The following is a 25,084-nucleotide window of genomic DNA, read 5'->3' on the forward strand; positions in this document are numbered from 1 at the left end:
TGAATAACAAGAAGAGAAACCTTCGAGCCTTCGCCCCGCCGCTCCTGATGGCCGTAATCCTGCTCGCGCTCGCTCTCCTGGGGCTTTCGGCCTGCGGGCAGACCACCGCACCCGAAGCCGCCCGGCTCGAAATCGCCCCCCCGGTCCAAACGGCGGAGGAGGGCCTCCCCGAAATCGCTCTCGGGGATCTCCCGCGCGAGGCGCGCCGCACCCTGGACCTGATCCGCACGGGCGGCCCCTTCCCCTACGGCAGGGACGGGACCGTTTTCGGCAACCGGGAGCGGCTGCTCCCGACAAAAGCGCGCGGCTACTACCGCGAATACACCGTCGTCACCCCGGGGTCGCGCGACCGGGGCGCGCGCCGCATCGTCGCCGGCGCCGGCGGCGAGTACTATTACACCGACGACCATTACGACAGCTTCAGGCGTATCCGGGAGTGAACCGATGACACAGTGGGACCACCTATTCGCCGACCCCCGCCGTTCGGGCGTCTACGACCTCCTGCCTGCGGCCGTGCCCGAATTCCGCCGCGCCGCCGCCCGCTCCGGCCTCGAGCTCTTTCACCTCGACCTCGCCGGCATCGACGACAAGACCGCCTTTCTTTGCGCCGCCGCCGATCTGCTCCGCTTCCCCCCCTACTTCGGCTCCAACTGGGACGCCTTCGAGGAGTGCCTCACCGACCTTTCCTGGCTCGAAACGGAAGGCTACGTCCTGCTCGTCGAAAACCCCGACTCCTTCCGGGAAAACGCCCCGGAGGAGTTGGCGACCGCGCGCGACATCCTCGATGCCGCCGCCGCATTCTGGAATGAGCAGGGGGTCCGCTTCTTCGTGGGCATAGTTTCGGCACCCCGGGACAAAAAGGATTGCGAGGACAAGGAAAGCCAGGAGGAGGATGATGAATAGCGTGGTCATTTTGTGCTGCCCCAGTGACGGAGACAATATGGTTACGATTGGCAGCCTATGGTTATGACGCACTCCGGTTTTTGCACAACAGCGCAGCGTCCGGCTTTCGTGCCCCGGTTCACCGGCAAAGAACGGGATGCGGAGACGGGACTGGATTACTTTGGGGCAAGGTACCTATCAGCAGCTCAGGGGCGATTCACCAGCGTCGATCCGATATGGATTACAAAAGAACGGCTCGCTGACCCGCAGCGACTTAATCTCTATGCATATGGTCGAAACAATCCTCTAAAGTACATAGATCCAGATGGAATGGATATTGTCATGGGCCAATGCGGGATTGGATCAATTCAGGACTGCTTCAATGAAATGCTCACAGGGCTCAATAAGGAAGATAGATCGCATGTACGCCTGATCAAAGGTGACGGCAAGAATGGTTTTGCAAAAGGTGAATATGGAGTTGAAGTTGATACCGATTATTCGAGCGAATCGGGCAACATGCAAACGCTACAGAAGTTGGCAGGCGATCATTCGGCAACTGCAAAGATTGATGTATTAAATCCTGACGATCAATTTAGCGTGTTGAGTGCTACTCATTGGGATGCGAGGACGGGCAATACAGATCTTGCTCCTACAACCATGACCCCCGGAAATCCTAACGACTCAAACAGCAACAGTTTCCTGGGGTACACGTTTTTCCCATATGGAAAGGGTGTTCCGGGGCCTTGGTCAACGGGCAATTTTACCAACGTTGTAGTAAACTCTATGTCCCTGGATGGCATTTCCGTCACGATACATCACGAACTTCGGCATGTGCTACTTGGCGATTTTGGGCGTATTGCTCCGCATGGCAGACATGGGACTGGGATTGTTGACCAACAAACGGAAGAGGCGGAAAAGGAAGCCATAAAAAATCAGAGGGTGAAATGATGGGCGCTTTGTTGTTTCTTCTCTTGCCGTTCCTTTTCATGCAGCCTAACGGAGGCTCCTGCTGTGAATATCAGCGGAACCTTGAGAAAACCTCTGCGATGATTTTTTTTAGTGCCGAAGATATGCGCACTCATGTGGAATATTTTGAGCCACTCTATCCACCGGGCTTGGATAGAAAATTAAACATCTCGGGGGTAATTGAAATGGAGGTGCGGTATGATCCCCAAGGTAAGGCCGAGTGTATTCGGATATTATCGGGAAATCCTATTGGCGTTTCAGCGATGATGGAATCTATTGATAGGTGGCGGTTCAAACCGGCTAAGATTAACGGGATCCCAACATGGTGTTGCGGGCGTATTGTAGTTGAGTATCGTTTCCATAAGGGAAGTGCTGCTAGTAGGCTTAAATAGTACATCTAGGCTTATGACGTTGCCAAAATATTCACCGGCAAAGAACGGGATGCCGAAACGGGGTTGGATTACTTCGGGGCGAGGTTCTTTCCCGAATCATCCCGCGAGTATGAGCCGGTTGGTTTTCACGGGCTGCATGTTCAAATTTGTCTCTTGCATCGATTCGACCGCTCTTATATTCCTTGACGAAGTGTGTACAAGGTGTGTATTATGTGCATGCTAAGCGGGGGGCTATGGATAGTCGGGAGGTAATCAGGCTGCTCAAAAAGGGTGGATGGTACGAGGTCAATCAGGTCGGCAGCCATAAGCAGCTTAAGCATCCGGAGAGAAAAGGGCGCGTTACGATCCCGCATCCTAAAAGAGATATCCCGGGGGGGACGCTGAAGAGTATTGAAAAACAAGCCGGAATCAAGCTTGAAAAACATCTGCACAGCCGCGATTGATAAAGGGCGGCTCCATGGAAACGAAGGATGTATATAAATGCAATACATCGCCTATCTGCACAAAGAGAAAAAATCAGATTACGGGGTGAGTTTCCCGGATTTTCCCGGATGCATAACTGCCGGTAAAACTCTCGAGGAAGCGCGCAGAAACGCAGTCGAGGCTTTGACCCTGCATATGGAAGGAATGCTGGAGGATGGGGATGAGATCCCGGAAGCTTCCAATCTTGACAATCTAACCCGCGATAAGGCGTTGAAAGACGCTATAGCTTTTTTGGTGGATGTAACTATCTCGGACAAGGTCGGACGATTCAATATCACGGCTCGAAAAAGCCAGATGGAGGAAATCGATCGACTGGCAAAACAGCACGGGATGTCGCGATCGGCCTATATTGTTTCTTCCGCCCTTAACAGAAAGGCGTCATAAACCCGCGAAGGGGCACTGTCCATCTCTTGCTGCGGTCTTGAGGAGATTGGCTCTACAGATCGAGAAAGTCCCTGAGCGCAGCCTTTGTGTTTTCGATGAGGGCTTCGGGCAAAACTCCGAGTTCTCTGCGGAATAGCGAATTGTCCCAGGCCAGGACCTGGTCCACGAGGACGTCGCGGTCGGACTCCAGCCCGCACGTCCCCAACGGAATGCGCACGCGCAGGGGGAAGGCATCACCGTCAGTCAGTCTCGTAGTCAGGGGCAGAACGACTGTGCTGCCAAGCCCCGCCTCGGCGAATTCCAACGGCTGGATGGCGAGGCAGGGACGCTGCTTGCCGGGTTTTGTCCCGACACGTGGCTCAAGATCTACGACATATAGATGCCATTGACGGGGGTTCACCGTCAGCTCCTTTTCAGCCTGGAGTATGGCTGGAAGTCGGCATTCACCTCCCGGCTGGTGGCGGCGGCCATCGCGGCGGCCCGTTTCCAGCGCAGGATTCGGTCCCGGCGATCCGCTTCCTTCTCGAGCAGCTCGAGCCCGGCCCTGACGATGTCCACCTTGCGGGCGATCTTCAGTCGGCGCTTGAGGACATCGATGCGGCGATCATCCTCTTCCTGGATCATCAGCGGTTTGCCCATATATATCTCCAAGTATATTATCAAGTATATCGAGAAAAGCGGAAATGAAAAGGTGTTTTTGCCCGAAACAAACAGACATAAGGGCTGGATTTGCTGGTTCGCAACCCAAGGAGGCCGAAGGTCAATAGGCGGGTATTGGGCTGGTCGCGAGGGCATCTGCTCTTTGTGGTCCTCGTCCCGTGCTTTCGGGAATCATGATGCCCGTGAGAAGGGCGACCGGAGTCCTTCAATCGCCCTTTATCGAGAGACGGATCCTTCGATGTCGGTGACAGTTCGATGCTATAGAATGGTCATGAAACCGGTGCTATCAAAAGACTTGGTAAACGGTCCAGCCGAGGGTACGGTCATGAATAAAAAGTTTTCCAAGGATTTGGTCACTGTCGGTGACTTTGAAATCAACCCCGGCTGTGTGTTGAAGCAGGTCGCGGCCACTCGCCGCGCGGTCCTGCTGACCATCCAAGGGCGAGGGGTTGCCGTCGTCCAGTCCGTCGCCGAATACGAAAAGTCTGAAGAAGAGCGGGCTTTCATGCGCGCCGTCGTCGAGGGACTGGCGGACCTGGAGGTAAAGCGCGAAATCGGTATCCGGGAAGCCAAAGCGCGCCTGGGTCTGGAGTAATCCCGTGCCTCGAAGCATCCCCGTCGGATTTGCCGAATCCGCCGTGCGGGATCTGGAGGAATTGCAGGCGTGGTACATCGAGCAGGGTGCGCCGGAAGTCAGCCAGCCGCTCGCGGCGGGGATATTCCATCGCATTGAAGGACTCCCCGATCATCCGGATATGGGCCGCACGGTTCCGGAATTCAAGCATCCGTTTTTGCGGGAGCTGATTCATCCTCCTTCCCGCATGGATTATCGGCGAGATGCCCTGCGCAACAGAATCGTGCGCGTGTGGCGGAACGAGCGACTGCTCAAGCTGCCCCGGGAGGCCTTTGGGCCGAAAGCGTTTGGAGCATGAACGGGTCGCTGAAAGTTTGACAAAAGCGGCATTTTATTTGAATATTGCGATACCATCTTGGTTATCTGTGCAGCGCGGGTCCATATTTCGGCAGACTTTTGCAACCGGAGTGAAGAGAGTGAAACGAATGAGCCTGTTCCTGTCGTCCATCCTGGGTTTCGCGCTTTTGGCCGCTGGCGCTGATCTGTCCGAGGCTCCGGCCGAAGAACTGATGGCGGTTTATAACGAGCTGCGCGCCATCCATGCCGGCACCGAAGTAGCCGAAACGGAAAATGTCGTCTTCCAACGCGATTCGGCCACCTTCACCTTTCTCAGCGGCCGGATCACTTTTGCCGCGCCCGTTGGCGGGCATATTCTCGCCGCCCATTTCCGGGGCGAAGGCACCTTCGAGTTGCAGCCACCCTCGGATATCGACCGGAGACAGATGGCGCGATACACCGGTAGCCCTTATCTGAAGGACACCTTTCAGGAAGCCGTCTTCTTCTTTACCGACGACAGCATGGAGGAGCTCGACAGGCTCGTTACCCGGCGGCCGGTGCAGGCGGCGGGGGATCCCCTGATTGAGGCCTCCCGGAAGCGGTACGGAGAACAATTCAACGACTGGGTGGACAACCGGCGCCGGGGAAACCCCGTCATGCGCAACCTCGCGGCGCGGATGCTCTCCGACCTCACCGACAGCGGCAGCAGGGGGTTTTTCCTCGCCGATTTCAAGGCGAAGGATCAAGGCGATCTGCTCTATCACATCAGCTGGAACCGCGATTCGCTGCTGCTTCCCGCCGCCGGCCGTGGCGAGGAGGTCACCCTGCTCCACGTGAATCCGGGAAACTATTACGAGTGGGTGGCGGGATTCCATCTCGCGTCCGAGTATTCCGGAGGGACGGTCGCAGACCATCACACTCTCCTCGCGGACTGCGAGTCGATGGAGATTGAACTGGATCTCACCCGGGACAATCGCGTCTCGGCCGCCGTGAAGATGGAATTTGCCGTCGCAGCCCCCGTCCGGGTCGTTCCCTTTCATCTCAACGGCGTCCTGCGCATCGGCTCCATCGAAGACGGCAGCGGGGCCAGGCTCGCCTTCATCCAGGAGGCGCGTGATCTCGACAGTGACCCCTGGCTCATTCTTCCGAAGCCTGCCGGGCCGGGAGAGAAGTACACGATCACGATGGCCTACCTGGAAGACTCGACCGGGGACAGCCAGATCGTGCATCGCGAGGGAAGGGGACTGTATTATGTCACGTCCCGTGAATCGTGGATCCCCGGGTTCGGAGCGTTCAACGACAGGACCCATTTCAGGCTGCGTGCTCGTTCTCCCAAAAAGTTCCAATTCGTCGCCAGTGGCGCACGGATCTCGTCCGAGACCGTCAAGGACGAACGGATCACCGTCTGGCAGTCCGAGATCCCTTTCTGTGTTTTTGGGTTCAACTATGGGGAATTCGTGGATTCGTCGCAGAAAGTGGCCAATCTTGAGGTCACCGCCTATGCCGGCAAGGAGGTGCCGGATGAGCTCAAGGGAGTTCAGGCCGGGCTGTCGCTGATCGAACTGGCGGACCAGCGGCGTCGTCTGAGCGAATCGTCGGAGCCGCTCGTTCATGGAATCATGACGGGGGGGTTCAGTACGGCGGCGAACGTCAAACACGCCGCGAGCGTCAGCATGCAGGCTTTCCGGCTTTGCGAGATCCTCTACGGCCCGCTTCCCTTCAAGGCGGTATCGATCACCGAACAGCCCGTGCGCGGCTTCGGCCAGAGCTGGCCGAACCTGGTTTTCCTGCCCTACGACGCTTTCCTGGACGCCACGACGCGCCACAACCTGCAGCTTGCGGTAAGTCCCGAGGATCGCGAATTCTACAACCTGATCGCGGTTCACGAGATGGCGCACCAGTGGTGGGGGCACCTGGTCGGATGGAAGACCTATCATGACCAGTGGCTTTCCGAAGGATTCGCCGAACACGCGGCGGCCCTTTACCTGCGCCAGCTCGATCCGAAGCAATGGAGTTCCTACTGGGATCTGCGCCGGAACTGGCTGCTCTCCAAGAACAATTCGGGTTACCGGCCGGTCGATGCCGGACCCATCTGGTTGAATCATCAGCTCGACGAATATGATCAGCCCGGAAACTCGCGCCTCATCTATTACAAGGGCGCCTATGTCCTCGAAATGCTGCGCGCGCTCATGTTCACCAACAAGGAGAAGGACGACCGCTTCATCGCCATGATGCGCGATTTTGCCAGGAGTCATGCGGAACAGAATGCTTCCACGAAGGACTTCCAGCGGATCGTCGAAAAGCACATGGAGGAGCCCATGGACTGGTTTTTCAACCAGTGGGTCTACGGCTCCGAAATCCCGCGCTACACCTTCAGCTACAAGCTCTCCGATGCGGGCGCCGGGCAGACCGAACTGGCGATGACGCTCGTGCAGTCGGACGTCTCCAGCGATTTCCGGATGCGGCTGCCGCTGTTTGCCCTCGTCGATGGCACCCAGCGCTATCTCGGTAACATCCAGATCAACGGCACCGAGCCGTACAACGCGGTCGTCAAGCTGCCCATGAAGCCGGAAAAGGTACTGCTGGACCCCGACCACAGCATCCTGGCCGAGATCCGGCAATAGCCGGAGCAGGCGGCATACGCGGGATCGGCGACGGGTGAAGCGACAAAAGCATCATTTGCGGGCTGAAAGCAATCCGGACAGGTTCTCCCTGGTCAGGAGGGAAGCGTCCTGAGGGTGTTCCAGGAAGGGCTGGACGTCGCCGGCGATGTCCTTGATGTCGATGGACGCCAGGCGCCGGATCACCAGGCTCTGCCACTCGCGGGCATCGTATTTGGCCGGACGATGAGTCTGGTCCAGGGCGTTCTGAAGCAAGGGGAGGTTCGGTTCAACCGGCGGGCGTTGCGACAGATACCACAGCAGGTCGTACCAGTCGCGGCCCTTGACGTATTTGCGCGTGATGGCCGCATGAAGCTTGCCCGCCATCATGGACGGCAGATCGTAGTGCTGGACGAGAAAAGTCACCGTGCGCGTGATGATGGTTTTTTCACACCGGGCGCCTCCGGGCGGTCGGGTGTCGATTTCCAGCTTGATGGCCAGTTTCTGCCCCGGCGCTCCGGAAATGCCGGTGTCATAAAGAATCCCTGCCAGCCTGACCCATCCGGTATGAATGGTCGTGCTGTCGTTCCAGGTGACGTGGGGATCGAAGCCCGCCAGGGAGAGATCGCGTTTGATCTTGGCCATCCACTCCATGCCCGCATAGCCGTTTTCAGACTCCAGCGAGAAATCGAGATCTTCCGAATAGCGCGGCAGGTTATGGAGAAAGCGCAGCGCGGTGCCGCCGACGAATGCCAGGTTGCGGAAAGCCTCGCACTCATGCAGAGAGCGCAGGATGAGCGTCTGCAGGTATTCGCGCAGCAGGTTGAGTCCCTGCCCCGGGTCTTTCGTTCCACGTACGAGCGACAGCGCCTGCTCCTTCATAGGGTCACCGTCCCTTTCTCTTCCGCGGCCGTCACGGCTAGCCAGCGTTCAAGGGCCCGATGCAGACGCGGACTCCGGAACCGATCGGCATAGGCCTGAAGCTTGTCCCTGTCTGCCTGCTGGCAGTGCTGGTAGCGCGTTTCCTCCAGGCGCGCGCGCGTCCACTCGCCGGGGGTGAGATGCCAGTGGTCCAGCAGCGCCTTTTCGGGTTCGGCGATCCACAGGGAGCGGTCGCCGTAGGGGACCGCGGCATATCCAAAAAACGCCTCCTGTTTGATATGGCGATATTCGAAAACGCCGAACGCGTTGTCGAAACGGCGGGGAACCCGGGAGGTCGCGCTGGTCAGCCATACGACTCTCTCGGGGATCATGTCGTAGAAGCCCAGGGCCCACACGCCGCTCAGATAGGAGGGCCGGTAGAGCTGATTGGCCAGGCTTGCCGGCAGCACGGTTGCGCCGCGGTAGGCGTCGGGGAGCGTGTAGATACCGCGACGCAGGCCCATGATCCTGCCGTCACTCATCCACCGGGATAACTGGACCCGGATGGCTTCGCGCGGTTCGTCGAAGGCCTGGACAAGCAAAGGCAGATCAAAGCATTCCATGGAGCCGACTAACTCGACCAGCGACCCATACTTCATATACAATAATTAACATAAATGATAATTATTGTAAACAAAAACGGTGTTTTGGGGAGCGTGACACCTTGAATACTTCCCGGGAAGCCGGGCTTCGCCGGATGTTTGCTGGCGAAGATTTTGCAGGCGGTGGCCATTGACGAGGAGACGCTCGAGGCCGGGTGCGAATATGCACGGCGGCACCGGACGACGCTCAGTGCGCTGGTGCGCGAGCTGCTGAGAATAACTGTTCTTACCGATCGAAGGGCCGCGGTAACGGAGATGTTCCGGTTGATGGATGAGCACCCGGGCAATCTTGTGCATAAGCCTTGAGGGGGGGCGCCGGCACCAGCGCCGGCGCCGCCCCCCACGCCCAGGATCCCGAGGGTTCGGGGAAAGCGGGGCTATTTGAAGTAGAGTTTGTTCTGGTTCCGGATCTCGTCCATGATGCAGTCGTTGACGCCGGGAAAGATGCTGCCTTCCCCCCCGTAGGTCAGGCAGGGGATGAACATTCCGCCTTCATGATATTCCTTGCACGCGCGGGCGACCTCGGCGCGCACGGTCTCCTCGGTCCAGTCCTCGCGGTCGACGATGGAGGCGTCGATCCCCCCCATGAGCGTGAGCTTGTAATCGGTGTCCTTCTTGACCTGCTGGATGTCGTTGGAAGGCAGGATCCCCTCCCAGATGTCGATGCCGACGTCCACCATGTCCCTGGCGATCGGCTGGCAGAAGGAGTCGGCGTGGTGCATCGTGATGACGCCGTGCTTTTTCATCAGGCCGTAGATCTCCTTGTAGGGTTCCTTGAAGAACTCGCGCCAGACGTCGGGGTGCATGAACAGGGCGTGCTTGGCCCCCCAGTCGTCGTGGAAATTCATGACGTCGGGGTGCAGGTTGTCGACGAGGATCTGGATCTGCTGCAGCTTCCAGTCCTTGATGTAGGCGGTCAGCTCGTGCATCGCCTCCGGCTCCTCCAGGAGATTCATGAGCGTGTCCTCGAACCCCATAAGGAAGTGGAGCTGTTCGAAGACCCCCGTCGGGAGCCAGACATGGACGAACTTGCCTTCCGCCCGGATCTTCTCGGCGTCGGCCTTGGCCTGGGTCCAGTCCAGCTCGAGCGCGTAGAGGTCGGGGGCCTTGACGTATTCGCGCCACCGGGTCACGTCGGGGCAGACCTTGGTCTCGGCGTTGACGATGGGCATGATCCCGGGCTCGTTCTTCCCCCAGTAGATCTTCACGCCCCAGGGATTGATGGCCTCCCCCCCGGGAGCCACGTTGAACAGGTGGTAGAAGACCGGGTCCCATACCTGCGGGAAGGGTTCCCACTCGTTGACGAAGGCGTCGGGCTTGCCGTTTTTCATGGTTTCCAGGACATTCTGTTTCAAAGACAGCATTCGGATTCTCCTTGTTCCGTTAAAAGGGCGTTCACGTGCCGGCCGCTGCGGGCCGGCACGGGCGATCTTATTACGATCGGGCGGGGATTTCACGCACTATCCCGCGGTCGTGTGCGGCCGGCGGAGCGGGGTCAGTCGAACTTCCCGGCCGGGAAACGGTAGGCCTCGACCAGCGCCTTCTTCTCCTCCGGGGGGAGCGACTTCATGTAGGCCTTCCACCCGGGGCAGAAATTGGCGTGCCAGCGCCATAAACGGCCCAGGAGGGATTTTGGCTTCGCGTCGTAGCGGGCGCGAAAGCTGCAGGTGGAACATCCCGGCTCACTCATGACCCTTTTCCTCCTTTTGTGCCTGCGTACCAGGGGCCCGATGTTCGGCGACCAGCCCCCGATCGGCGAGCCAGGCGGCCAGGGCCGACGGCCAGGCGGAAGCCAGGCCGAAGCCGGGGCGCATCCCGATCCCGTGCGGGGCGGAGGGGACGACATGGAGGGCGAAGGGGCGGTCGTGGCGCGCCATCGCCAGGGCGAAATGAAGGCTGTTCTCCACCGGGACGGCCTCGTCATCGGCGGAGTGGAAGAGGAACACCGGCGGCGTGTCCGCGGTTACCTGGCGCTCGAGCGACAGCTTCGCGATCGTCTCCGGCGCCGGGGAGTCCCCCAGAAGGTTGGCGCGCGATCCGTTGTGGGTAAGGGGATCGGACATGGTGACGACGGGGTAGGCGAGAACCGAAAAGTCGGGCCGGGCCGAAACCTTGTCGAGCGCCCCCCCGGTGAGCGCGTCGGGGGAGGCGTAGAGCGTCGTCGCCATCGCGGCCGTGTGTCCGCCGGCGGAAAAGCCCAGGATCCCGATTTTTGCGGGGTCGATCCCGCGCTCTGCGGCGCTCGCGCGCAGGAAGCGGATCGCCAGGGCCGCGTCCTGCAGCGGCGCGGGATACCCGAATTCCCGGAGGCGGTACTTGAGGACGTAGGCGTCGATCCCGAGGGCGTTGAACCAGCGCGCGACCTCGTACCCTTCCTTCACGATCGCCAGGATGGAGTAGCCGCCGCCGGGGCAGAGGACCACGGCCGGCCGCGGCGCGTTCCCGAGGGTGGACCGGAAGACACCCAGGCTCGGATGACGCACGTTCGACACGCGCTCGTTTTCGAACCGCTCCGTTTCGGTGTCCCCGGGCGCCGGGGGCGCGAGCTGGATCCATTCTGCGGGCCGCTCCGCCCCGCGGCCGGAAGGGACCGCGAGGGCCCCGAACGCCAGCAGGACGACGGCTGGAAATTTCATCTTCATGTCAGGGCCTCCATGCGACTGCGCCGTCCGATTGCGCCGATCGGTCGGTTTCCCGGGACATCGGTATTGTCACGAAAGAGGAGGGAAATTGCAATACGATGTATACTGTCGGGTTCAGCGTGAGGGGGCGCGATGCTCGAAAGACTGTTCAAGCTCAGGGAACACCACACGACCGCGCGCACGGAGATCGTGGCGGGGCTGGTCACCTTCCTGACCATGGCCTACGTGATCTTCGTCAACCCGGCGGTGCTCTCGACCGATTTCGCCGGGCAGCCGACTGGGTTGAGTTTCGACGCGGCGATGCTGGCCACCTGCCTGGCCGCCTTCGTCGCGTCGGTGCTGATGGGCCTATGCGCCAACCTGCCGATCGCGCAGGCGCCGGGGATGGGGGAGAACTTCTTTTTCGTCACCGTGGTGATGGGGGTGACGGCGGCGGGGGTGGCCGACGGCTGGAAGACGGCGCTCTCCATCGTCTTCATCTCCGGGGTGCTGTTTCTCCTCCTGTCGCTGCTGCGCTTCCGCAAGGCCGTCATGGACGCCGTCAGCCCCAGCCTCAAGAACGGCATCGCCTTGGGGATCGGCCTCTTCATCGCCTTCATCGGGCTCAGGAACGCGGGCGTCATCCTCGATGCCCCGCCCGGCTCCCTGGTGATGCTCAACAAGTCGTTCGCCCAGCCCCACGTGGCCGTCTTCTTCGGCGGGCTGCTGGTGACGGCCGTCCTGCAGGCGCGCCGGGTCAGGGGCGCGATCCTCTGGGGCATCCTCTTCTCGGCCGCCCTGGGGGTCCTGTGGGGCAAGATCCGGTTCGCCGGCGTGTTCGGGCTCCCCTCGGACCACGCCTTCTTCCAGTTCGACTTCCGCCACGTCCTGCGCCCCGATTTCATCGCCTTCATCGTCGTGTTTCTTTTCATGGACCTGTTCGACACCGTGGGCACCCTGATCGGGGTGGGGGAGCAGGCGGGCATCATGCGGGACAACCGGCTCCCCAACGCCAACCGCGCCCTGGTCTCCGACGCCGTCGGCACCGTCGTGGGGGCCGCGAGCGGCACCAGCACCGTGACCTCCTACATCGAGAGCTGCGTGGGGGTGGAAGCGGGGGGGAGGACGGGGCTGATGGCGGTATCGGCCGGCTGTTTTTTCCTCGCGGCCCTTTTTTTCACCCCGCTGGTGGGGATGATCGGCGGCGGCTGGATGACGGAGGGGGGATCGGTGAACCCGGTCACCGCCCCGGCCCTAGTCATCGTCGGGGCGATGATGGTGCGCAACGTCGTCAAGATCGACTGGCAGGACGCGACCGAGGGGATCCCCGCCTTCCTAGTCCTGATCGGCATCCCCCTCAGCTACAGCATCGCCGACGGACTGGCCCTCGGCTGTATCGCCTACCCGGTCCTCAAGCTGGCTGCGGGGAGGGGCAGGGAGGCGAACGGGCTGATCTGGGTGGTGGCGGTTCACTTCGTTCTGCGGTACCTTTTCATTCATGTATAGTTTGCCGGGACAACTCTGGAATCATCATCGTCTGAAGGGGAATCATCATGTCCAGTCAGAACACGTTTGAAACCGAAGATCGATACATGGCCCCGTTTTTCGTCAAGCAGAGGATTGCCATCGACCGGGGGGAGGGGGTATACGTCTGGGACGAGGACGGGACCCGCTACCTGGACTTCACCGCCGGCTGGGGCGTGACCTGCATCGGCCACGCCCACCCGGTGATCGCGGAGGCGCTCGAGCGCCAGAGCCGCAAGATCCTCCAGGGACCCAATTCCGGGCTCACCTATTCCCCGGCCCGGGCCGGACTCCTGTCGGAACTGATGAAGGTGCTGCCGCCGAACCTCTGCCGGGTGTTTTTCTCCAATTCCGGGGCGGAGGCCAACGACGCGGCCATCAAGCTGGCCCGGAAGGTGACGGGCCGGCTGGACGTGATCTCCACCCACCAGAGCTTTCACGGCCGCACCATCAGCACCGCCTCGGCCACCGGGCAGGCGAGCCACCGGGAGAAATTCAATCCCCTGATGCCCAACTACCGCTTCGTCGCCTACGGGGACCTGGCCGAGCTGGAGCAGGCGCTGGATGGCAACGTGGCCGCTTTCATCATCGAGCCGGTCCAGGGAGAGGGCGGGGTCCATATCCCCTCCCGCGAATACCTCCGCTCCGCCTCCCGCCTCTGCCGGCAAAACGGCACCCTCATGATCGCCGACGAGGTCCAGACCGGGTTCTGCCGCACCGGCCCGATGTTCGTCACCGGCGAGATGGGGGTGGAGGTGGACTTTCTCACCATGGCCAAGGGGATCGCCGGCGGCTTCCCCTTCGGCGGGTTCGCCATGACCGACGCGGTGGCCCGGAAGCTCGAGATCGGGGACCACGGCGGCACCTACTGCGGGAACCCCCTGGGCTGCGCCGTCTCGGCCGCCGTCATCCGCTACCTCCGGGAAAACAACGTCTCCGCCCACGTGGAAGAGATGGGCCGGATCTGCCTCGACGTCATGGCGGGGTGGAAACGCGACCACCCAGCCGCCATCCGCGAAATCCGGGGGAAGGGGCTGCTGATCCTGGTCGAGTTCGCGGACGCCGACACGGCGAAGAAGGTGAGCGACGAATGCCTCGCCCGCGGGCTCTTCGTGCGCCAGACCCAGGGGGTCGGCATCCGGGTATTCCCGGCGCTGACCATCACCGCGGCGGAACTGCGCGAGGGGCTCGGCATCATGGCGGAAGCCGTCCGGGCGGTGGCGGGCTGATCTGAAAAGGCACGGGCCTATTCCGATTCCACCGTCAGGTTGTTGGTGACGCTGAAGACTCCGGGGACCCCCCGCGCGGCGATCCCCGCGAGGTCCTTGTCCATCCGGTTTGCCGTCACCCCTTCCAGGGTGATATGACCGTTCTTGACGATGATGTGGATCGACTGGACCGCCCGCACGGCATAGCGATCGAGCCCCTCCTGGGAATAGATGGCCCGGAAGGCGGCGCGCCGGATGGCGTCGTCGCTGGGCGACAGGGGCAAGACTTCGATCTTGTTTTCGACCCTGCCGACCGCTTCGATCGAGCGCACGGCGTTTTCCGCGTCCTGCTTGAGGTTGGGCCTCACCACCTGCCCCGTCAGGACCACCCCGTCGATCCCATCGATCCGGAACGCGAGGTTGTCGAAGACCGAATGATCCGCGAGCATGGCCAGCTCGTACCGGACCTGCCGGGCGAGCCGGTCACGCATGGCCCCGGGATCCCGTTTCCCCAGGTCAACCTGGGCCGGGGCCGCCGCCGCGAAAAAGACCGCCAGCAGGACCAGGCCTGCGCCCCGGGCGACGCCGTTTCTTGTCTGGGTGTTCCGTATGCTCATGGTTGTCCTCCATCCGTTGTGTCCTGTGTCGGTGCCCGGGAGGCGATGGCGGCTCTTTGCATCAACCCGGGATTCCATACAATCATTATACTCCCGGAGGAAGCGCGTTCTCCGGCCGGGGGGCGGCGGTGGAGGTCAGGGCCGCGCTGACTTCGCCTACAGCATCAAGAGGAGGGAGTCCGCAGGCAGAGGGTGCGATCGGGATAATTGACGATGGTATCGTTGATTGTCCGGTCAAACGGCGGTAGAGTGGTTTCATGGCTGTCGATCGAACTCTCAAACTGACTGAATTGCTGGACAGAAAATCCTTCTTTCTGTTCGGCCCCCGGGCGATCGGGAAATCCACGCTGGTCAGGCAACAGCTTTCGGGCTCGGCCACCATTATCGACCTCCTGGATTCGCGGATTTTCCTGAGGTTGTCCTCCGCACCCTATGACCTGGAATCCCTTATCGATGCCGGCGATCACGCGCTGGTTGTCATCGATGAAATTCAGCGCATCCCTGAATTGCTCAATGAGGTCCACCGGCTGATTGAAGGCCGCGAAATCCGGTTTCTTCTGACCGGCAGCAGCGCCAGGAAGTTGAGGAGGGGGCAGGCCAATCTGCTGGCCGGCCGTGTCTGGGAAGCCGGATTATTCCCCCTGACCTGGAAGGAAGCCCCGGATTTCAATCTGCAGCGATACCTTCGTTATGGTGGGCTGCCGACGGTCTATCTCAGTCCATTACCGGAAGAGGAACTCGACGCATACGTCAATACGTATCTGAAGGAGGAAATTATGGCTGAAGGGCTGATACGGAACCTGCCGCCCTTTACCCGTTTCCTTCGGTCCATCGCCCTTGCAAACGGTGAAGTGATCAATTTCACCAAACTGGCGAATGATTGCCAGGTGGCCGCGACTACGGTGAGGGAATATGTGAGCCTCCTGGACGATACCTTGGTTGGATTTTTCCTGCCTGCATGGAGCGAATCCAGGAAGAGAAAGGCAATCAAATCGGGAAAATTTTATTTCTTCGACCCGGGAGTCACCCACACCCTTACCGGAACCCGGACCATCGACCGCAATTCCGATTTGTTCGGAAGGAGTTTCGAACAGTTCATCGGGATGGAGATTCGAGCGTACCTGAGTTACCGCAGGAACAAGCTCCCGCTGACCTACTGGCGATCCACGCATGGCCACGAAGTGGATTTCTTGATCGGGGAAAAGACCGCGGTGGAGGTCAAGGCTGCCGCACATTTGACGCCTGGGGATTTTAAAGGGCTCAAGGCGCTTGCCGAGGAACGGGTTTTTACTGATTATTTCCTGGTAAGTCAGGACCCCGTTGCCTCGCGGCAGGCGGACATCCGGGCAATACACTGGGAGGATTTCCTGAATCGACTGTGGCGGGATGAGATCATGGCCGCCGGCTGAGGTCGGGCAGACCGGGTGCGACGCATGGACGGATTCCGTGCCGCCCCGGCGTCCCGTTTTTTATAATGACACCTTTTCCCGACCGGGAAAACCAGCGGAAGGACACCATGCCGGAATTGAAGGGATTTCAGAAGACGTACCTCAGGGGGCTGGCGCACGAGCGCAAGCCCATCGTCATGATCGGGAAGGAAGGGCTCGTGCCGGGGGTCGTCGAATCGGTGAAGGACGGCCTCGCGCGCCACGAACTCGTCAAGGTCCGGTTCGTCAGCTTCAAGGAGAAGGAGCAGAAGGAGGCGCTGGCCGCCCGGCTCCTGGAGGAGACGGGGGCGGAGCGGGTCGGGATGGTGGGGCATACGCTCCTCCTCTACCGGCGCCAGGACGACGCGCGCAAACGCCGGATCGAGCTGCCGGCCCGGTAGCGGCCGGCGGGGCGCCCCCCCTTTGACAAAGGGCCGGGTCTGACTTATACATGGAGAAAAGCCGGATTCCGGACCGAAACTTCAACCGGGAGCTGATCGCCATGACCCGCATCGTTTCGATTCTGTTCTGGATAGGTCTCGTCGCCACCGCCGCCCAGGCGCAGTATTTCGGGCAGAACCGGGTCCGGTACCGGAGCCCCGATTTCAAGGTCCTCAAGACCGATCACTTCGACATCCACTACTACGACGACCACGAGGCGGCCGCCGTCGATTTCGGCCGGATGGCCGAGCGCTGGTACGCGCGCCTGGGCGCCGTCCTGAACCACGAGCTCTCCTCGCGGCAGCCCATCATCCTCTACGCCAGCCACACCGATTTCCGGGGGACCACCGTGATCGGCAACGAGATCGGGGAGACGACGGGGGGCGTGACGGAAGGGCTGCGGCGCCGGATCGTGATGCCGCTCGCGGGCCCGCTCGGGGACACCGACCACGTGCTCGGCCACGAGCTGGTGCACGCCTTCCAGTTCGACATCTCCTCGCGCACGAGCACCCTCGGCGGCAGCGGCGTCCCCACCGCGCTGATGCTCCCCCTCTGGTTCGTGGAAGGGATGGCCGAATACCTGACGATCGGGGCGGCCGACCCCCACACCGCCATGTGGATGAGGGACGCGGTCCTGCGGGGGCAGCTCCCCGCCGTCTCCGAACTGGACGATCCCGAATACTTCCCCTACCGCTGGGGGCAGGCCTTCTGGAGCTACGTGGCGGGCCGGTACGGCGACCAGGTGATCGGGGAGGTCCTGAAGGCGGCCGCGAGCGACGGGAACGCCGAAGGGGCCATCGCCGCGGTGCTCGGGATCGGCCTCGACGAACTCGGCCGGGACTGGCACGCCGCGATGGAATCCATCTATCGCCCCGTGCTCCAGGCGACGGTCCCGCTCGACCCGGCGCGCGAACTGATCGGAAAAGAGCGGGGGGGCGCGATCAACGTGAGCCCCTCCCTGAGCCCCGACGGCGCCTGGGTGGCCTTCTTCTCCGAGAAAAACCTGTTCTCGATCGACCTCTTTCTGGCCGACGCCCGGACGGGCCGGGTCCGGCGCACCCTGACCCGCACGGTCCTCGACCCTCACTTCGACAGCCTGCAGTTCGTCAACGCGGCCGGCGCCTGGAGCCCCGACGGGCGGGAGTTCGCCTTCGGGAGCGTGCGCTCCGGCCGGCCGGAGGTCTCGATCTACAACCTGGCCTCGGACAAGGTCACCCGCCGGCACCGGCTCGGCGACCTCTCCGACCTTTTCAGCCTCTCCTGGTCGCCCGACGGGGGCTCCATCGTATTTTCGGGCATGGCGGGCGGGTACACCGATCTTTTCATCCTGGACCTGGGGCGGGGGACCACCCGGCGGCTGACGGACGACGCGTACTCGGCGCTCCACCCGGCCTGGTCGCCCGACGGCCGCTCCATCGTGTTCTCGACCGACCGCTTCAGCTCCGACCTCTCGCGCCTCTCCTTCGGCGACCTGCGCCTCGGCCTGATCGACGTCGCGACCGGGGAGATCCGGCCGGTCGAGGCCTTCCCCTCCGGCAAGCACCTGGGGGCGCAGTGGAGCGCGGACGGCGGCGAGCTCTTTTTCGTCTCCGACCGGGACGGGATCCCCAACGTGTACCGGCTGAACCTCCAAAGCGGCGACATCCGCCAGCTGACCCGCCTGCAGACGGGGGTGAGCGGCATCTCGAAGTGGAGCCCCGCCTTCTCGGTGGCGACGCGGGCCGGGCGGCTGGTCTACAGCGCCTACGCCGGGGGGGACTACGCCCTCTACCGCCTCGAGGGGGAGGAGGCGCTGGCGGGAGGCCCGGTGGATGAAGCCGTGGCCGCGCTGGGGGCGGGGGGCCTCCCCCCCCGGGAGCGCGGAAGGGAAGTGATCCGGCCGTACCTGGCCCAGCCCACGGCCGGGCTTGCGGCCCCGGCCGGGTTCGAGAAGACCGATTACGAGCCCAGCCTGGGGCTCGACTACGTCGCCCCCCCCTCCGTCAGCGTCGGGTTCAGCAACTTCGGGTCGATGGTCGGCGGGGGGATCGGGTTCTACTGGAGCGACCTGCTCGGGCACCACAACCTGATGACGGCCTTCCAGACCGCCACGACCATCGACGGCGGCAATTTCCTCAACAGCCTCTCGGGCATCGCCGCGTACGAGAACCGGAAATCGAGGTGGAACTGGGGCCTGAGCGGCGGGCAGGTGCCTTACCTGACCGGCGCCTACGGCCGCACCTTCGAAACGATCGAGGGGGAGCCTTACGTGCTCGACCGGACGGTGCGGTTCTGGGAAATTTCGCGCCAGGCCGCCGTGACGCTCGCGCGCCCCGTGAGCCGCGCCCGGCGTTTCGAATTCTCCGGCGGGTTCCAGAACATCTCCTACGACGCCGAGGGGACGATCGAGGTCTACTCGGGGGTGACGGGGGAGTTCCTGGGCGAAGAGCGGTACGATATAGACGCCCCCGACTCCCTCAACCTGGGGATCGGGAGCGCGGCGATGGTCTACGACACCTCCGTGTTCGGCGGCACCAGCCCCATCATGGGGGAGCGTTACCGCCTGGAGGCGGGGATATCGGGGGGCTCGCTCAATTTCTCGACCCTGCTCGTCGATTACCGCCGATACGCGCGGATCGCGGGCCCGCTGAGCCTGGCCGGGCGGGTCCTCCACTACGGGCGATACGGCGGCGATTCGGAGGACGGGCGCCTCGGTGAACTTTCGCTCGGCTACCCGTCGCTCGTGCGGGGCTACGAACCGGGATCCTTCTCGCCGAAGGAGTGTACCCAGGGGACCGGCGGCGCGCTCTCCTGCCCCGCCTTCGACCGCATCTTCGGAAGCCGGATGCTGGTGGGGAACGTGGAGGCGCGCCTGCAGACCCTGGGGCCGCTCGGCATCATCCCCAGCCGCGCCTTCCCGCCGGTCGAGACCGCCGTGTTCTACGACGCGGGCCTGGCCTGGCGCTCGAAGAAGATCTCGAGCGCGCTCGGGATCCCGCGACGCCCCGTCTCGAGCTGGGGGGGCTCCCTCCGGTTCAACGCCCTGGGCTTCTTCATCGCCCAGCTCAGCTACGTCCACGCCAACGACCGTCCCCAGCGGCGCTGGGGGTGGGAGTTTTCGATCATCCCCGGCTTCTAGACGCCCCCGGGCGCGCCGGACGGGAGACCCGAATGAACATCCAGATCTTCGGCACCCTGAAGTGCCGCGACACGAAGAAGGCGCAGCGCTATTTCCAGGAAAGGCGCATCCCGTTCCAGTTCGTGGACCTCGCGCGCAAGGGACTCGGCAAGGGGGAGCTCGCCGCCGTCGGCGCGGCGGTGGGGATCGACAACCTCATCGACCGGGAGGGGCGCGCCTACGAGGAGCGGAACCTCGCGTACGTCATCCACGACGTCGCCGAGCAGCTGCTGGGGGACCCGCGCCTGCTGAAGACGCCCATCGTGCGAAACGGCCGCGCGGCGACGGTGGGGTACCGGCCGGAGCGGTGGAAGGAGTGGACCTAGCCGCCGGCCGGCTCGCGCCGGATCGCGTAGCCGATGTAGGAGATCGAGAGGTCGCGGCTCGGGCCGAAGGCGAGGCGGCGGCCCAGTTCCTCGAAGGAGATGGCGCCACGGGCGCGGCGGCGCAGGGCGAGGAGGGCGGAGAGCGGGTGGCAGCGGGGGGAGAGGCCCCGCATCGCGCCGGGAGTGAGGTGGTTTGTCTCGAGCATCCGTTTCAGGTCCCGCGGCTTGATGAAATTTTTATAGGCATGGGTGTCGGGGGGCACGAAGGCCGTAGCGCGCCAGCGCTGCATGGCGCCGATGACGGCGACGCGGCTGCGGAGGGTGCGGTTGATGGTGTCGAAGAAGAAGAGGCCGCCGGGGCGGAGGACGCGGGCGATTTCGGCGACGACGGCTTCGGGGCCGTCGACGTGCTCGAGGACGTCGCAGCAGGCGGCCAGGTCGAAGGAGGCCGGCGGGAAGGGGAGGCGCTCGGCGCGGCCGGCGACGTAATCGATGTCGAGTCTGCACGCGGCGGCGTGGCGGCGCGCGGCCGCGAGCGATTCGGGCGCGGCGTCGAGGCCGGTGACGCGGCAGCCCGAGCGGGCGAACTCCTCGGCCAGGTACCCGCCGCCGCAGCCGACGTCGAGAAGCGTCGGCGCCCCCGGGCCGGCCGGGGGGCGGGCCTCGAGGATGCGGCGGAACCAGCCGCAGCGGGCGGGGTTGATGAAATGGCGGATGGTGCTGAAGGCGCCGTCGTCGTCGTCCCACCAGGAACCGGCCCGGTTGCGGTATAGCGAGTTGTCCACGCTGCTTGTCGTCATGGTCGGGATCGTTCCGGCTTTCCGGTTCCGGCTTTTCGCCTTGGTCCGCCCGTCAACTGTAGTAAAATCCAGCCCGGACATTCAAGCCGGCAGGCAAGGCCGGCGGAGACAACATGAAGGTATTCGATCGTTTTCACGTCTATCTCTGGAACGGGCGGGACAACAACTGCAACAGCTGCCTCTTCCCGGGCGTGCTGCCGGGCGGGCGGCACGTGCTGGTCGACCCCGGACACATCCTCACCCCCTCGACGGGGGAGCCGGCGCTCGAGCGGCTCCTCGCGGAAATCGGGCGCGACGGTCTCGATCCCTCCGCGATCGGGCTCGTGATCCTCACCCACGGGCACCCCGACCATGTCGAGGGAGCCGTGGAACTCCGGCGGCTGGGGGCGAAGGTGGCGATGCACCGGCAGGACGAGGAGCTGTTCGGGCGCATGGGAGGGAAAGCGGACATACACCTGGAGGAGGGGACGCTCGAACTGGGAGCGGAATGCCGGCTCGAGGTGCTCCATTCGCCCGGGCACTCCCCCGGGCATGTCACCCTCTACTGGCCCGAGCGGAAGGTGCTGATCGCCGGGGACTGCGTGTTCTACCGCAGCACCGGGAGGACCGACTTCCCCGGCGGGGACCCGGACCAGCTCTTCCGGAGCATCGAGCGGATGGCCGCGCTCGACGTCGAGGAGCTGCTCTCGGGGCACCCCTACGGGCATTCGGGCTTCCTCCGCGGCCGCGAGGCGGTCCGGGATAATTTCGAGTACATCCTCAGATATCTTTAGGGAGAGCGTTTTGGAGGACGAAGGGATCAAGAGCGCGCTGGAACTCGCCATGGAGCGGGTGTCGAAACTGCCCGAACTCTCCGCGGAGGAGATCGCCCGGCAGCGGGAGAAGGAGTACCGCCCGCTCGGGGAGGCGATCGGGCACAGGTACCTCGAGGGGATCCTCGCGGCGCAGGAACTGGCGGTCGAAGCGGGACGGCACGAGGGGGACGCCGGGCGCATCGTGCGCCGGGGGCTGATGGAATGCCTCTCCGGGGCGATCGGGCTCGGGAACCCGGCGGCGGCCGAACGGGCGCTGGCGGGACTAGGCGCGCTGGCGGGGAAGGGGGACGACGCAGAGGCCGCGGCGGGGTGGAAACGGACACTCGACGAATTCGAGGGACGCCGTGCCGCGCTGGCGGCAGAACAGGCTGCGGGGGCGCGGGAACGGCTCGCGGCGCTCGGGATTTCGGGTTCGGCGGTGGTGCCGGTGATGGAGCGGGACGAAGGGTACCTCCGGGCGCTCGAGGCGCTGCGACGGGAGTTCGAGCCGGCGCTCGAGCGGTTGCGCGCCCGGCTGCGGCGGGAGGCGGAAGAAGCCCGATAGGGGGCGTTTCGGAAAATTCCGAAACGCCCCCCGGTCAGACGGGGCCGGATCAGGCCAGGTCGAACCGGTCCAGGTTCATCACCTTGGTCCAGGCGGCCACGAAGTCGCGCACGAATTTCTCCCCGGCGTCGTCGCAGGCGTAGACCTCGGCGATCGCCCGGAGCTGGGAGTTCGAACCGAAGATCAGGTCGACCCGGGTGGCGGTCCAGCGGAGGTCGCCCGTCTTGCGGTCACGCCCCTCGTAGACGTCCTCCCCGACCGGCTTCCACTCCGTCCCCATGTCGACGAGGTTCACGAAGAAGTCGTTGGTCAGGGTTTCCGGCCGGCGGGTGAAGACGCCGTGCTTCGACTGCTTGAAGTTGGCGCCCAGCACCCGGAGGCCGCCCACCAGGACCGTCATCTCGGGCGCCGTCAACCGGAGGAGCTGGGCCTTGTCCACCAGCATCTCCTCGGCCGAAACGGCGTAGCGCTTCTTCTGGTAGTTGCGGAACCCGTCCGCCTTCGGCTCGAGCACGGCGAAGGCTTCCACGTCGGTCTGTTCCTCGGAGGCATCGGTGCGCCCCGGGGTGAAGGGTACGGCGATGTCATGCCCCGCCTTCCCGGCCGCCTGCTCGACGCCCGCGCACCCGCCCAGGACGATCAGGTCGGCCAGGGAGATCTTCTTGCCGCCGGGGGCGGAGGCGTTGAACTCCCCGCGGATCTTTTCGCAGGTCTTGAGCGTCTTGGCCAGCCTGTCGGGCTCGTTCACTTCCCAGTCCTTCTGGGGGGCGAGCCGGATGCGGGCGCCGTTGGCGCCGCCGCGGTAGTCGGAGCCGCGGAAGGTGAAGGCCGACGCCCAGGCGGTCGAGACCAGGTCCGCAACGGAAAGGCCCGAGGCCAGGATTTTGGCCTTGAGGGCGGCGACGTCCTTCGCGTCGACCAGCGGGTGGTCGACGTCGGGGACCGGGTCCTGCCAGATCAGCTCCTCGGCCGGCGCTTCCGGGCCGAGATAGCGCGCGCGGGGGCCCATGTCGCGGTGGGTCAGCTTGAACCACGCGCGGGCGAAGGCGTCGGCGAACTCCGCGGGATTGGCCAGGTAGCGGCGCGCGATCTTTTCGTAGACCGGGTCGAACTTGAGCGAAAGGTCCGCCGTGGTCATCATGGGGCGGTTTTTCCTGGAAGGGTCGTGGGCGTCGACGACCATGTCCTCCTCGTCGACATCCTTGGCCAGCCAGATGTAGGCCCCGGCGGGGCTCTTGAGGAGCTCCCACTCGTATTTGAAGAGGACCTTCAGGTAGCCCATGTCCCACGTCGTCGGGTTCGGCTTCCAGGCTCCTTCCAGTCCGCTGCCGATCGCGTCCCCCCCCTTGCCGCTCTTGTAGGTGCTCTTCCACCCCAGGCCCATCTGCTCGACGGGGGCGGCCTCGGGCTCCGGGCCCACGTGGGTCGCGGGACCGGCGCCGTGGCACTTGCCGAAGGTGTGCCCGCCGGCGACCAGGGCGACGGTCTCCTCGTCGTTCATCGCCATGCGGGCGAAGGTCTCCCGCACATCTTTTGCGGAGGCCGCGGGGATCGGTTGGCCGTCGGGCCCTTCCGGGTTGACGTAGATCAGCCCCATCTGCACGGCCGCCAGGGGGTTTTCCAGGTCCCGCTCGCCGCTGTAGCGGCTCTTGGGCTTGTCGCTCGTGGCGAGCCACTCCTCCTCGGCCCCCCAGTAGATGTCTTCTTCAGGCTCCCAGACGTCCACGCGCCCCCCGGCGAAGCCGAAGGTCTTGAACCCCATCGATTCGAGGGCGCAGTTTCCGGCCAGGACCATCAGGTCGGCCCAGGAGATCTTCCGGCCGTATTTGCGCTTGATCGGCCAGAGGAGGCGGCGGGCCTTGTCGAGGCCGACGTTGTCGGGCCAGCTGCCCAGCGGCGCCAGGCGCTGGCTGCCCGAACCGGCGCCGCCGCGCCCGTCGTGGGTGCGGTAGGTGCCGGCGCTGTGCCACGCCATGCGGATGAAGAGCGGGCCGTAGTGACCCCAGTCGGCGGGCCACCAATCCTGCGAGTCCTTCATCAGCTTGAAGAGGTCCTGCTTGACGGCCCCGAGGTCGAGGGTCTTGAACTCCTCGGCGTAGTTGTAGTCGGCCCCCATCGGGTTGGCCGCCGGGGAGTGCTGGTGCAGGATCCGGAGGTTCGGCTGGTCGGGCCACCAGTCGCGGACCGATTTGCCTCTGCCCGTCATCGGTTTTTGCTTTCCGCCCGTCACCGGGCACTTGCTTTCCTCGCTCATATATCTTTTCCCCTCCCTTGGTTTTTCGCGCCCGGATCGTCGCCTGCGGCGCATTGAATGCAGAGTCCCCGGACCTCCACCTGGATGCTTTCGGCGCGGCCGAGGGTTTTCACCGAGTCCGGCAGGTCGAGACTGTCGAACGCGTCGCTGTGGATGTCGCGCGTCAGCCCGCACCGGGTGCAGACAAAATGATGATGGCGGCCGAGGTTGGCGTCGAAGCGCGCCCGCTCCCGCGAGAGCCCGAGGGTCGTGACGAGCCCGAGGTCCTCGAGCCACCAGAGGGTCCGGTAGACGGTGTCGAGCGACACCGTCGGCATCCGGCGCCTCACCCCCCGAAACACCCGCTCCGCGTCGGGGTGGTCGCCCGATTCGAGGACCTCCCGGAAAATCTCGAGGCGCTGGTGCGTCAGCTTCGCCCCCCGGCTGTGGCACACCTGCTCGAAACTCTCGATACGCCTCCGTACGTCGTCCCGGGTGACTTTCACGATGAAATCCTAATTAGGAATTGAATCCTGATTAGGGAGTGTATCCTTCCGCCCGACTGAATTCA

Annotated in this window: 29 protein-coding genes; 18 read left to right on the top strand and 11 right to left on the bottom strand. The window is 63.5% G+C overall.

The window, feature by feature from the left end; all coding sequences use genetic code 11:
* The first annotated feature begins 47 nt into the window (after positions 1-47).
* The 6 genes from GXY47_02005 (at position 48) to GXY47_02030 (ending at position 3,107) form a co-directional block, all read left to right on the top strand.
* Positions 48-440, top strand: coding sequence for a ribonuclease N1 (locus GXY47_02005; GenBank protein NLV29903.1), 393 nt, complete (start codon positions 48-50; stop codon positions 438-440).
* Between the two features lie 4 nt (positions 441-444).
* Positions 445-903 (top strand): barstar family protein, encoded by a 459-nt coding sequence (locus tag GXY47_02010; GenBank protein ID NLV29904.1) that lies wholly within the window; start codon positions 445-447, stop codon positions 901-903.
* 57 nt (positions 904-960) lie between these two features.
* Positions 961-1,830, top strand: a complete 870-nt coding sequence (locus tag GXY47_02015) for an RHS repeat-associated core domain-containing protein (protein ID NLV29905.1) — start codon at positions 961-963, stop codon at positions 1,828-1,830.
* A complete protein-coding gene (locus GXY47_02020; protein ID NLV29906.1) occupies positions 1,827-2,240 on the top strand; it encodes a hypothetical protein in 414 nt (137 codons plus the stop codon). Before GXY47_02015 ends, GXY47_02020 begins: the two co-directional genes overlap by 4 nt.
* A 233-nt stretch (positions 2,241-2,473) precedes the next feature.
* The gene (locus GXY47_02025; GenBank protein ID NLV29907.1) at positions 2,474-2,683 is read left to right on the top strand and encodes an addiction module toxin, HicA family; all 210 of its coding nucleotides are present in this window, start codon (positions 2,474-2,476) and stop codon (positions 2,681-2,683) included.
* A gap of 37 nt (positions 2,684-2,720) precedes the next feature.
* Positions 2,721-3,107, top strand: a complete 387-nt coding sequence (locus GXY47_02030) for a CopG family transcriptional regulator (GenBank protein NLV29908.1) — start codon at positions 2,721-2,723, stop codon at positions 3,105-3,107.
* A 52-nt stretch (positions 3,108-3,159) separates the two neighbouring features.
* Here the strand turns inward: GXY47_02030 and GXY47_02035 are convergent, their stop codons facing one another.
* Both GXY47_02035 and GXY47_02040 read right to left on the bottom strand, forming a co-directional pair.
* Positions 3,160-3,507: a type II toxin-antitoxin system PemK/MazF family toxin gene (locus GXY47_02035; GenBank protein NLV29909.1), complete on the bottom strand. Its 348-nt coding sequence runs from the start codon at positions 3,505-3,507 to the stop codon at positions 3,160-3,162.
* Positions 3,508-3,509: 2 nt separating this feature from the next.
* The gene (locus tag GXY47_02040; protein ID NLV29910.1) at positions 3,510-3,746 is read right to left on the bottom strand and encodes a hypothetical protein; all 237 of its coding nucleotides are present in this window, start codon (positions 3,744-3,746) and stop codon (positions 3,510-3,512) included.
* A gap of 346 nt (positions 3,747-4,092) precedes the next feature.
* On the opposite strand from GXY47_02040, the gene GXY47_02045 reads away from it, so the two are divergent.
* The 3 genes from GXY47_02045 (at position 4,093) to GXY47_02055 (ending at position 7,301) form a co-directional block, all read left to right on the top strand.
* The gene (locus GXY47_02045; GenBank protein ID NLV29911.1) at positions 4,093-4,362 is read left to right on the top strand and encodes a type II toxin-antitoxin system Phd/YefM family antitoxin; all 270 of its coding nucleotides are present in this window, start codon (positions 4,093-4,095) and stop codon (positions 4,360-4,362) included.
* Between the two features lie 4 nt (positions 4,363-4,366).
* Positions 4,367-4,699 carry a type II toxin-antitoxin system RelE/ParE family toxin gene (locus tag GXY47_02050; protein NLV29912.1) on the top strand — a complete coding sequence of 111 codons (333 nt, stop codon included), beginning with the start codon at positions 4,367-4,369 and terminating at the stop codon, positions 4,697-4,699.
* 127 nt (positions 4,700-4,826) lie between these two features.
* Complete coding sequence (locus GXY47_02055) at positions 4,827-7,301, top strand: M1 family metallopeptidase (protein NLV29913.1); 2,475 nt, start codon at positions 4,827-4,829, stop codon at positions 7,299-7,301.
* Between the two features lie 51 nt (positions 7,302-7,352).
* Here GXY47_02055 and GXY47_02060 read toward each other — a convergent pair whose 3' ends face one another.
* Both GXY47_02060 and GXY47_02065 read right to left on the bottom strand, forming a co-directional pair.
* Entirely contained in the window at positions 7,353-8,159 is an 807-nt protein-coding gene (locus GXY47_02060) for a nucleotidyl transferase AbiEii/AbiGii toxin family protein (GenBank protein ID NLV29914.1), read from the bottom strand.
* Positions 8,156-8,797: a hypothetical protein gene (locus GXY47_02065; GenBank protein NLV29915.1), complete on the bottom strand. Its 642-nt coding sequence runs from the start codon at positions 8,795-8,797 to the stop codon at positions 8,156-8,158. The genes GXY47_02060 and GXY47_02065 overlap by 4 nt, the downstream gene beginning before the upstream one ends.
* Before the next feature lie 102 nt (positions 8,798-8,899).
* Between GXY47_02065 and GXY47_02070 the strand changes: the two genes are divergently transcribed.
* On the top strand, positions 8,900-9,106 hold the full coding sequence (locus GXY47_02070; protein ID NLV29916.1) for a hypothetical protein: 207 nt from the start codon (positions 8,900-8,902) through the stop codon (positions 9,104-9,106).
* Between the two features lie 71 nt (positions 9,107-9,177).
* Here the strand turns inward: GXY47_02070 and GXY47_02075 are convergent, their stop codons facing one another.
* The 3 genes from GXY47_02075 to GXY47_02085 all read right to left on the bottom strand — a co-directional run bounded on the left by GXY47_02075 (position 9,178) and on the right by GXY47_02085 (position 11,442).
* Complete coding sequence (locus tag GXY47_02075) at positions 9,178-10,164, bottom strand: uroporphyrinogen decarboxylase (URO-D) (GenBank protein NLV29917.1); 987 nt, start codon at positions 10,162-10,164, stop codon at positions 9,178-9,180.
* Between the two features lie 131 nt (positions 10,165-10,295).
* Complete coding sequence (locus tag GXY47_02080) at positions 10,296-10,490, bottom strand: hypothetical protein (protein ID NLV29918.1); 195 nt, start codon at positions 10,488-10,490, stop codon at positions 10,296-10,298.
* Positions 10,483-11,442, bottom strand: a complete 960-nt coding sequence (locus GXY47_02085) for an alpha/beta hydrolase (protein ID NLV29919.1) — start codon at positions 11,440-11,442, stop codon at positions 10,483-10,485. The genes GXY47_02080 and GXY47_02085 overlap by 8 nt, the downstream gene beginning before the upstream one ends.
* 132 nt (positions 11,443-11,574) lie before the next feature.
* On the opposite strand from GXY47_02085, the gene GXY47_02090 reads away from it, so the two are divergent.
* Together GXY47_02090 and GXY47_02095 are read left to right on the top strand one after the other, a co-directional pair.
* Positions 11,575-12,927 (top strand): NCS2 family permease, encoded by a 1,353-nt coding sequence (locus GXY47_02090; protein NLV29920.1) that lies wholly within the window; start codon positions 11,575-11,577, stop codon positions 12,925-12,927.
* Positions 12,928-12,974: 47 nt separating this feature from the next.
* A complete protein-coding gene (locus tag GXY47_02095; GenBank protein NLV29921.1) occupies positions 12,975-14,174 on the top strand; it encodes an aspartate aminotransferase family protein in 1,200 nt (399 codons plus the stop codon).
* Between the two features lie 17 nt (positions 14,175-14,191).
* Here GXY47_02095 and GXY47_02100 read toward each other — a convergent pair whose 3' ends face one another.
* Positions 14,192-14,770, bottom strand: a complete 579-nt coding sequence (locus GXY47_02100; GenBank protein NLV29922.1) for a BON domain-containing protein — start codon at positions 14,768-14,770, stop codon at positions 14,192-14,194.
* 257 nt (positions 14,771-15,027) lie between these two features.
* Between GXY47_02100 and GXY47_02105 the strand changes: the two genes are divergently transcribed.
* From GXY47_02105 to GXY47_02120, 4 genes are all read left to right on the top strand, one after another.
* Positions 15,028-16,179: an ATP-binding protein gene (locus GXY47_02105; protein NLV29923.1), complete on the top strand. Its 1,152-nt coding sequence runs from the start codon at positions 15,028-15,030 to the stop codon at positions 16,177-16,179.
* 107 nt (positions 16,180-16,286) lie between these two features.
* Complete coding sequence (locus tag GXY47_02110; protein NLV29924.1) at positions 16,287-16,598, top strand: YhbY family RNA-binding protein; 312 nt, start codon at positions 16,287-16,289, stop codon at positions 16,596-16,598.
* A gap of 101 nt (positions 16,599-16,699) precedes the next feature.
* Positions 16,700-19,756 (top strand): peptidase S9, encoded by a 3,057-nt coding sequence (locus GXY47_02115; GenBank protein NLV29925.1) that lies wholly within the window; start codon positions 16,700-16,702, stop codon positions 19,754-19,756.
* 32 nt (positions 19,757-19,788) lie between these two features.
* Positions 19,789-20,121 carry an ArsC family transcriptional regulator gene (locus tag GXY47_02120; protein NLV29926.1) on the top strand — a complete coding sequence of 111 codons (333 nt, stop codon included), beginning with the start codon at positions 19,789-19,791 and terminating at the stop codon, positions 20,119-20,121.
* Here GXY47_02120 and ubiG read toward each other — a convergent pair.
* Entirely contained in the window at positions 20,118-20,921 is an 804-nt protein-coding gene (gene ubiG / locus GXY47_02125) for a 3-demethylubiquinone-9 3-O-methyltransferase (GenBank protein ID NLV29927.1), read from the bottom strand. The two genes, GXY47_02120 and ubiG, sit on opposite strands and share 4 nt — an antisense overlap.
* Before the next feature lie 113 nt (positions 20,922-21,034).
* Between ubiG and GXY47_02130 the strand changes: the two genes are divergently transcribed.
* Together GXY47_02130 and GXY47_02135 are read left to right on the top strand one after the other, a co-directional pair.
* Positions 21,035-21,694 carry an MBL fold metallo-hydrolase gene (locus GXY47_02130; protein NLV29928.1) on the top strand — a complete coding sequence of 220 codons (660 nt, stop codon included), beginning with the start codon at positions 21,035-21,037 and terminating at the stop codon, positions 21,692-21,694.
* A 10-nt stretch (positions 21,695-21,704) separates the two neighbouring features.
* Positions 21,705-22,280 carry a hypothetical protein gene (locus GXY47_02135; protein NLV29929.1) on the top strand — a complete coding sequence of 192 codons (576 nt, stop codon included), beginning with the start codon at positions 21,705-21,707 and terminating at the stop codon, positions 22,278-22,280.
* Positions 22,281-22,329: 49 nt separating this feature from the next.
* On the opposite strand, the gene katG is transcribed toward GXY47_02135, so the two are convergent.
* Entirely contained in the window at positions 22,330-24,534 is a 2,205-nt protein-coding gene (gene katG / locus GXY47_02140; GenBank protein NLV29930.1) for a catalase/peroxidase HPI, read from the bottom strand.
* Positions 24,531-25,019: a transcriptional repressor gene (locus GXY47_02145; protein NLV29931.1), complete on the bottom strand. Its 489-nt coding sequence runs from the start codon at positions 25,017-25,019 to the stop codon at positions 24,531-24,533. The genes katG and GXY47_02145 overlap by 4 nt, the downstream gene beginning before the upstream one ends.
* Positions 25,020-25,084: the final 65 nt, after the last annotated feature.

It is taken from the genome of Acidobacteriota bacterium (genome assembly GCA_012729555.1).
Classification (GTDB): Bacteria; Acidobacteriota; UBA6911; order UBA6911; family UBA6911; genus UBA6911.

What these genes read in the sequence shown, in the direction of transcription:
- GXY47_02005 (NLV29903.1), top strand. Translation starts at nt 48, where the DNA reads ATGGCCGTAATCCTGCTCGCGCTCGCTCTCCTGGGGCTTTCGGCCTGC.
- GXY47_02010 (NLV29904.1), top strand. Translation starts at nt 445, where the DNA reads ATGACACAGTGGGACCACCTATTCGCCGACCCCCGCCGTTCGGGCGTC.
- GXY47_02015 (NLV29905.1), top strand. Translation starts at nt 961, where the DNA reads ATGGTTATGACGCACTCCGGTTTTTGCACAACAGCGCAGCGTCCGGCT.
- GXY47_02020 (NLV29906.1), top strand. Translation starts at nt 1,827, where the DNA reads ATGATGGGCGCTTTGTTGTTTCTTCTCTTGCCGTTCCTTTTCATGCAG.
- GXY47_02025 (NLV29907.1), top strand. Translation starts at nt 2,474, where the DNA reads ATGGATAGTCGGGAGGTAATCAGGCTGCTCAAAAAGGGTGGATGGTAC.
- GXY47_02030 (NLV29908.1), top strand. Translation starts at nt 2,721, where the DNA reads ATGCAATACATCGCCTATCTGCACAAAGAGAAAAAATCAGATTACGGG.
- GXY47_02040 (NLV29910.1), bottom strand. Translation starts at nt 3,746, where the DNA reads ATGGGCAAACCGCTGATGATCCAGGAAGAGGATGATCGCCGCATCGAT.
- GXY47_02045 (NLV29911.1), top strand. Translation starts at nt 4,093, where the DNA reads ATGAATAAAAAGTTTTCCAAGGATTTGGTCACTGTCGGTGACTTTGAA.
- GXY47_02055 (NLV29913.1), top strand. Translation starts at nt 4,827, where the DNA reads ATGAGCCTGTTCCTGTCGTCCATCCTGGGTTTCGCGCTTTTGGCCGCT.
- GXY47_02060 (NLV29914.1), bottom strand. Translation starts at nt 8,159, where the DNA reads ATGAAGGAGCAGGCGCTGTCGCTCGTACGTGGAACGAAAGACCCGGGG.
- GXY47_02065 (NLV29915.1), bottom strand. Translation starts at nt 8,797, where the DNA reads ATGAAGTATGGGTCGCTGGTCGAGTTAGTCGGCTCCATGGAATGCTTT.
- GXY47_02075 (NLV29917.1), bottom strand. Translation starts at nt 10,164, where the DNA reads ATGCTGTCTTTGAAACAGAATGTCCTGGAAACCATGAAAAACGGCAAG.
- GXY47_02080 (NLV29918.1), bottom strand. Translation starts at nt 10,490, where the DNA reads ATGAGTGAGCCGGGATGTTCCACCTGCAGCTTTCGCGCCCGCTACGAC.
- GXY47_02085 (NLV29919.1), bottom strand. Translation starts at nt 11,442, where the DNA reads ATGAAGATGAAATTTCCAGCCGTCGTCCTGCTGGCGTTCGGGGCCCTC.
- GXY47_02090 (NLV29920.1), top strand. Translation starts at nt 11,575, where the DNA reads ATGCTCGAAAGACTGTTCAAGCTCAGGGAACACCACACGACCGCGCGC.
- GXY47_02095 (NLV29921.1), top strand. Translation starts at nt 12,975, where the DNA reads ATGTCCAGTCAGAACACGTTTGAAACCGAAGATCGATACATGGCCCCG.
- GXY47_02100 (NLV29922.1), bottom strand. Translation starts at nt 14,770, where the DNA reads ATGAGCATACGGAACACCCAGACAAGAAACGGCGTCGCCCGGGGCGCA.
- GXY47_02105 (NLV29923.1), top strand. Translation starts at nt 15,028, where the DNA reads ATGGCTGTCGATCGAACTCTCAAACTGACTGAATTGCTGGACAGAAAA.
- GXY47_02110 (NLV29924.1), top strand. Translation starts at nt 16,287, where the DNA reads ATGCCGGAATTGAAGGGATTTCAGAAGACGTACCTCAGGGGGCTGGCG.
- GXY47_02115 (NLV29925.1), top strand. Translation starts at nt 16,700, where the DNA reads ATGACCCGCATCGTTTCGATTCTGTTCTGGATAGGTCTCGTCGCCACC.
- GXY47_02120 (NLV29926.1), top strand. Translation starts at nt 19,789, where the DNA reads ATGAACATCCAGATCTTCGGCACCCTGAAGTGCCGCGACACGAAGAAG.
- ubiG (NLV29927.1), bottom strand. Translation starts at nt 20,921, where the DNA reads ATGACGACAAGCAGCGTGGACAACTCGCTATACCGCAACCGGGCCGGT.
- GXY47_02130 (NLV29928.1), top strand. Translation starts at nt 21,035, where the DNA reads ATGAAGGTATTCGATCGTTTTCACGTCTATCTCTGGAACGGGCGGGAC.
- katG (NLV29930.1), bottom strand. Translation starts at nt 24,534, where the DNA reads ATGAGCGAGGAAAGCAAGTGCCCGGTGACGGGCGGAAAGCAAAAACCG.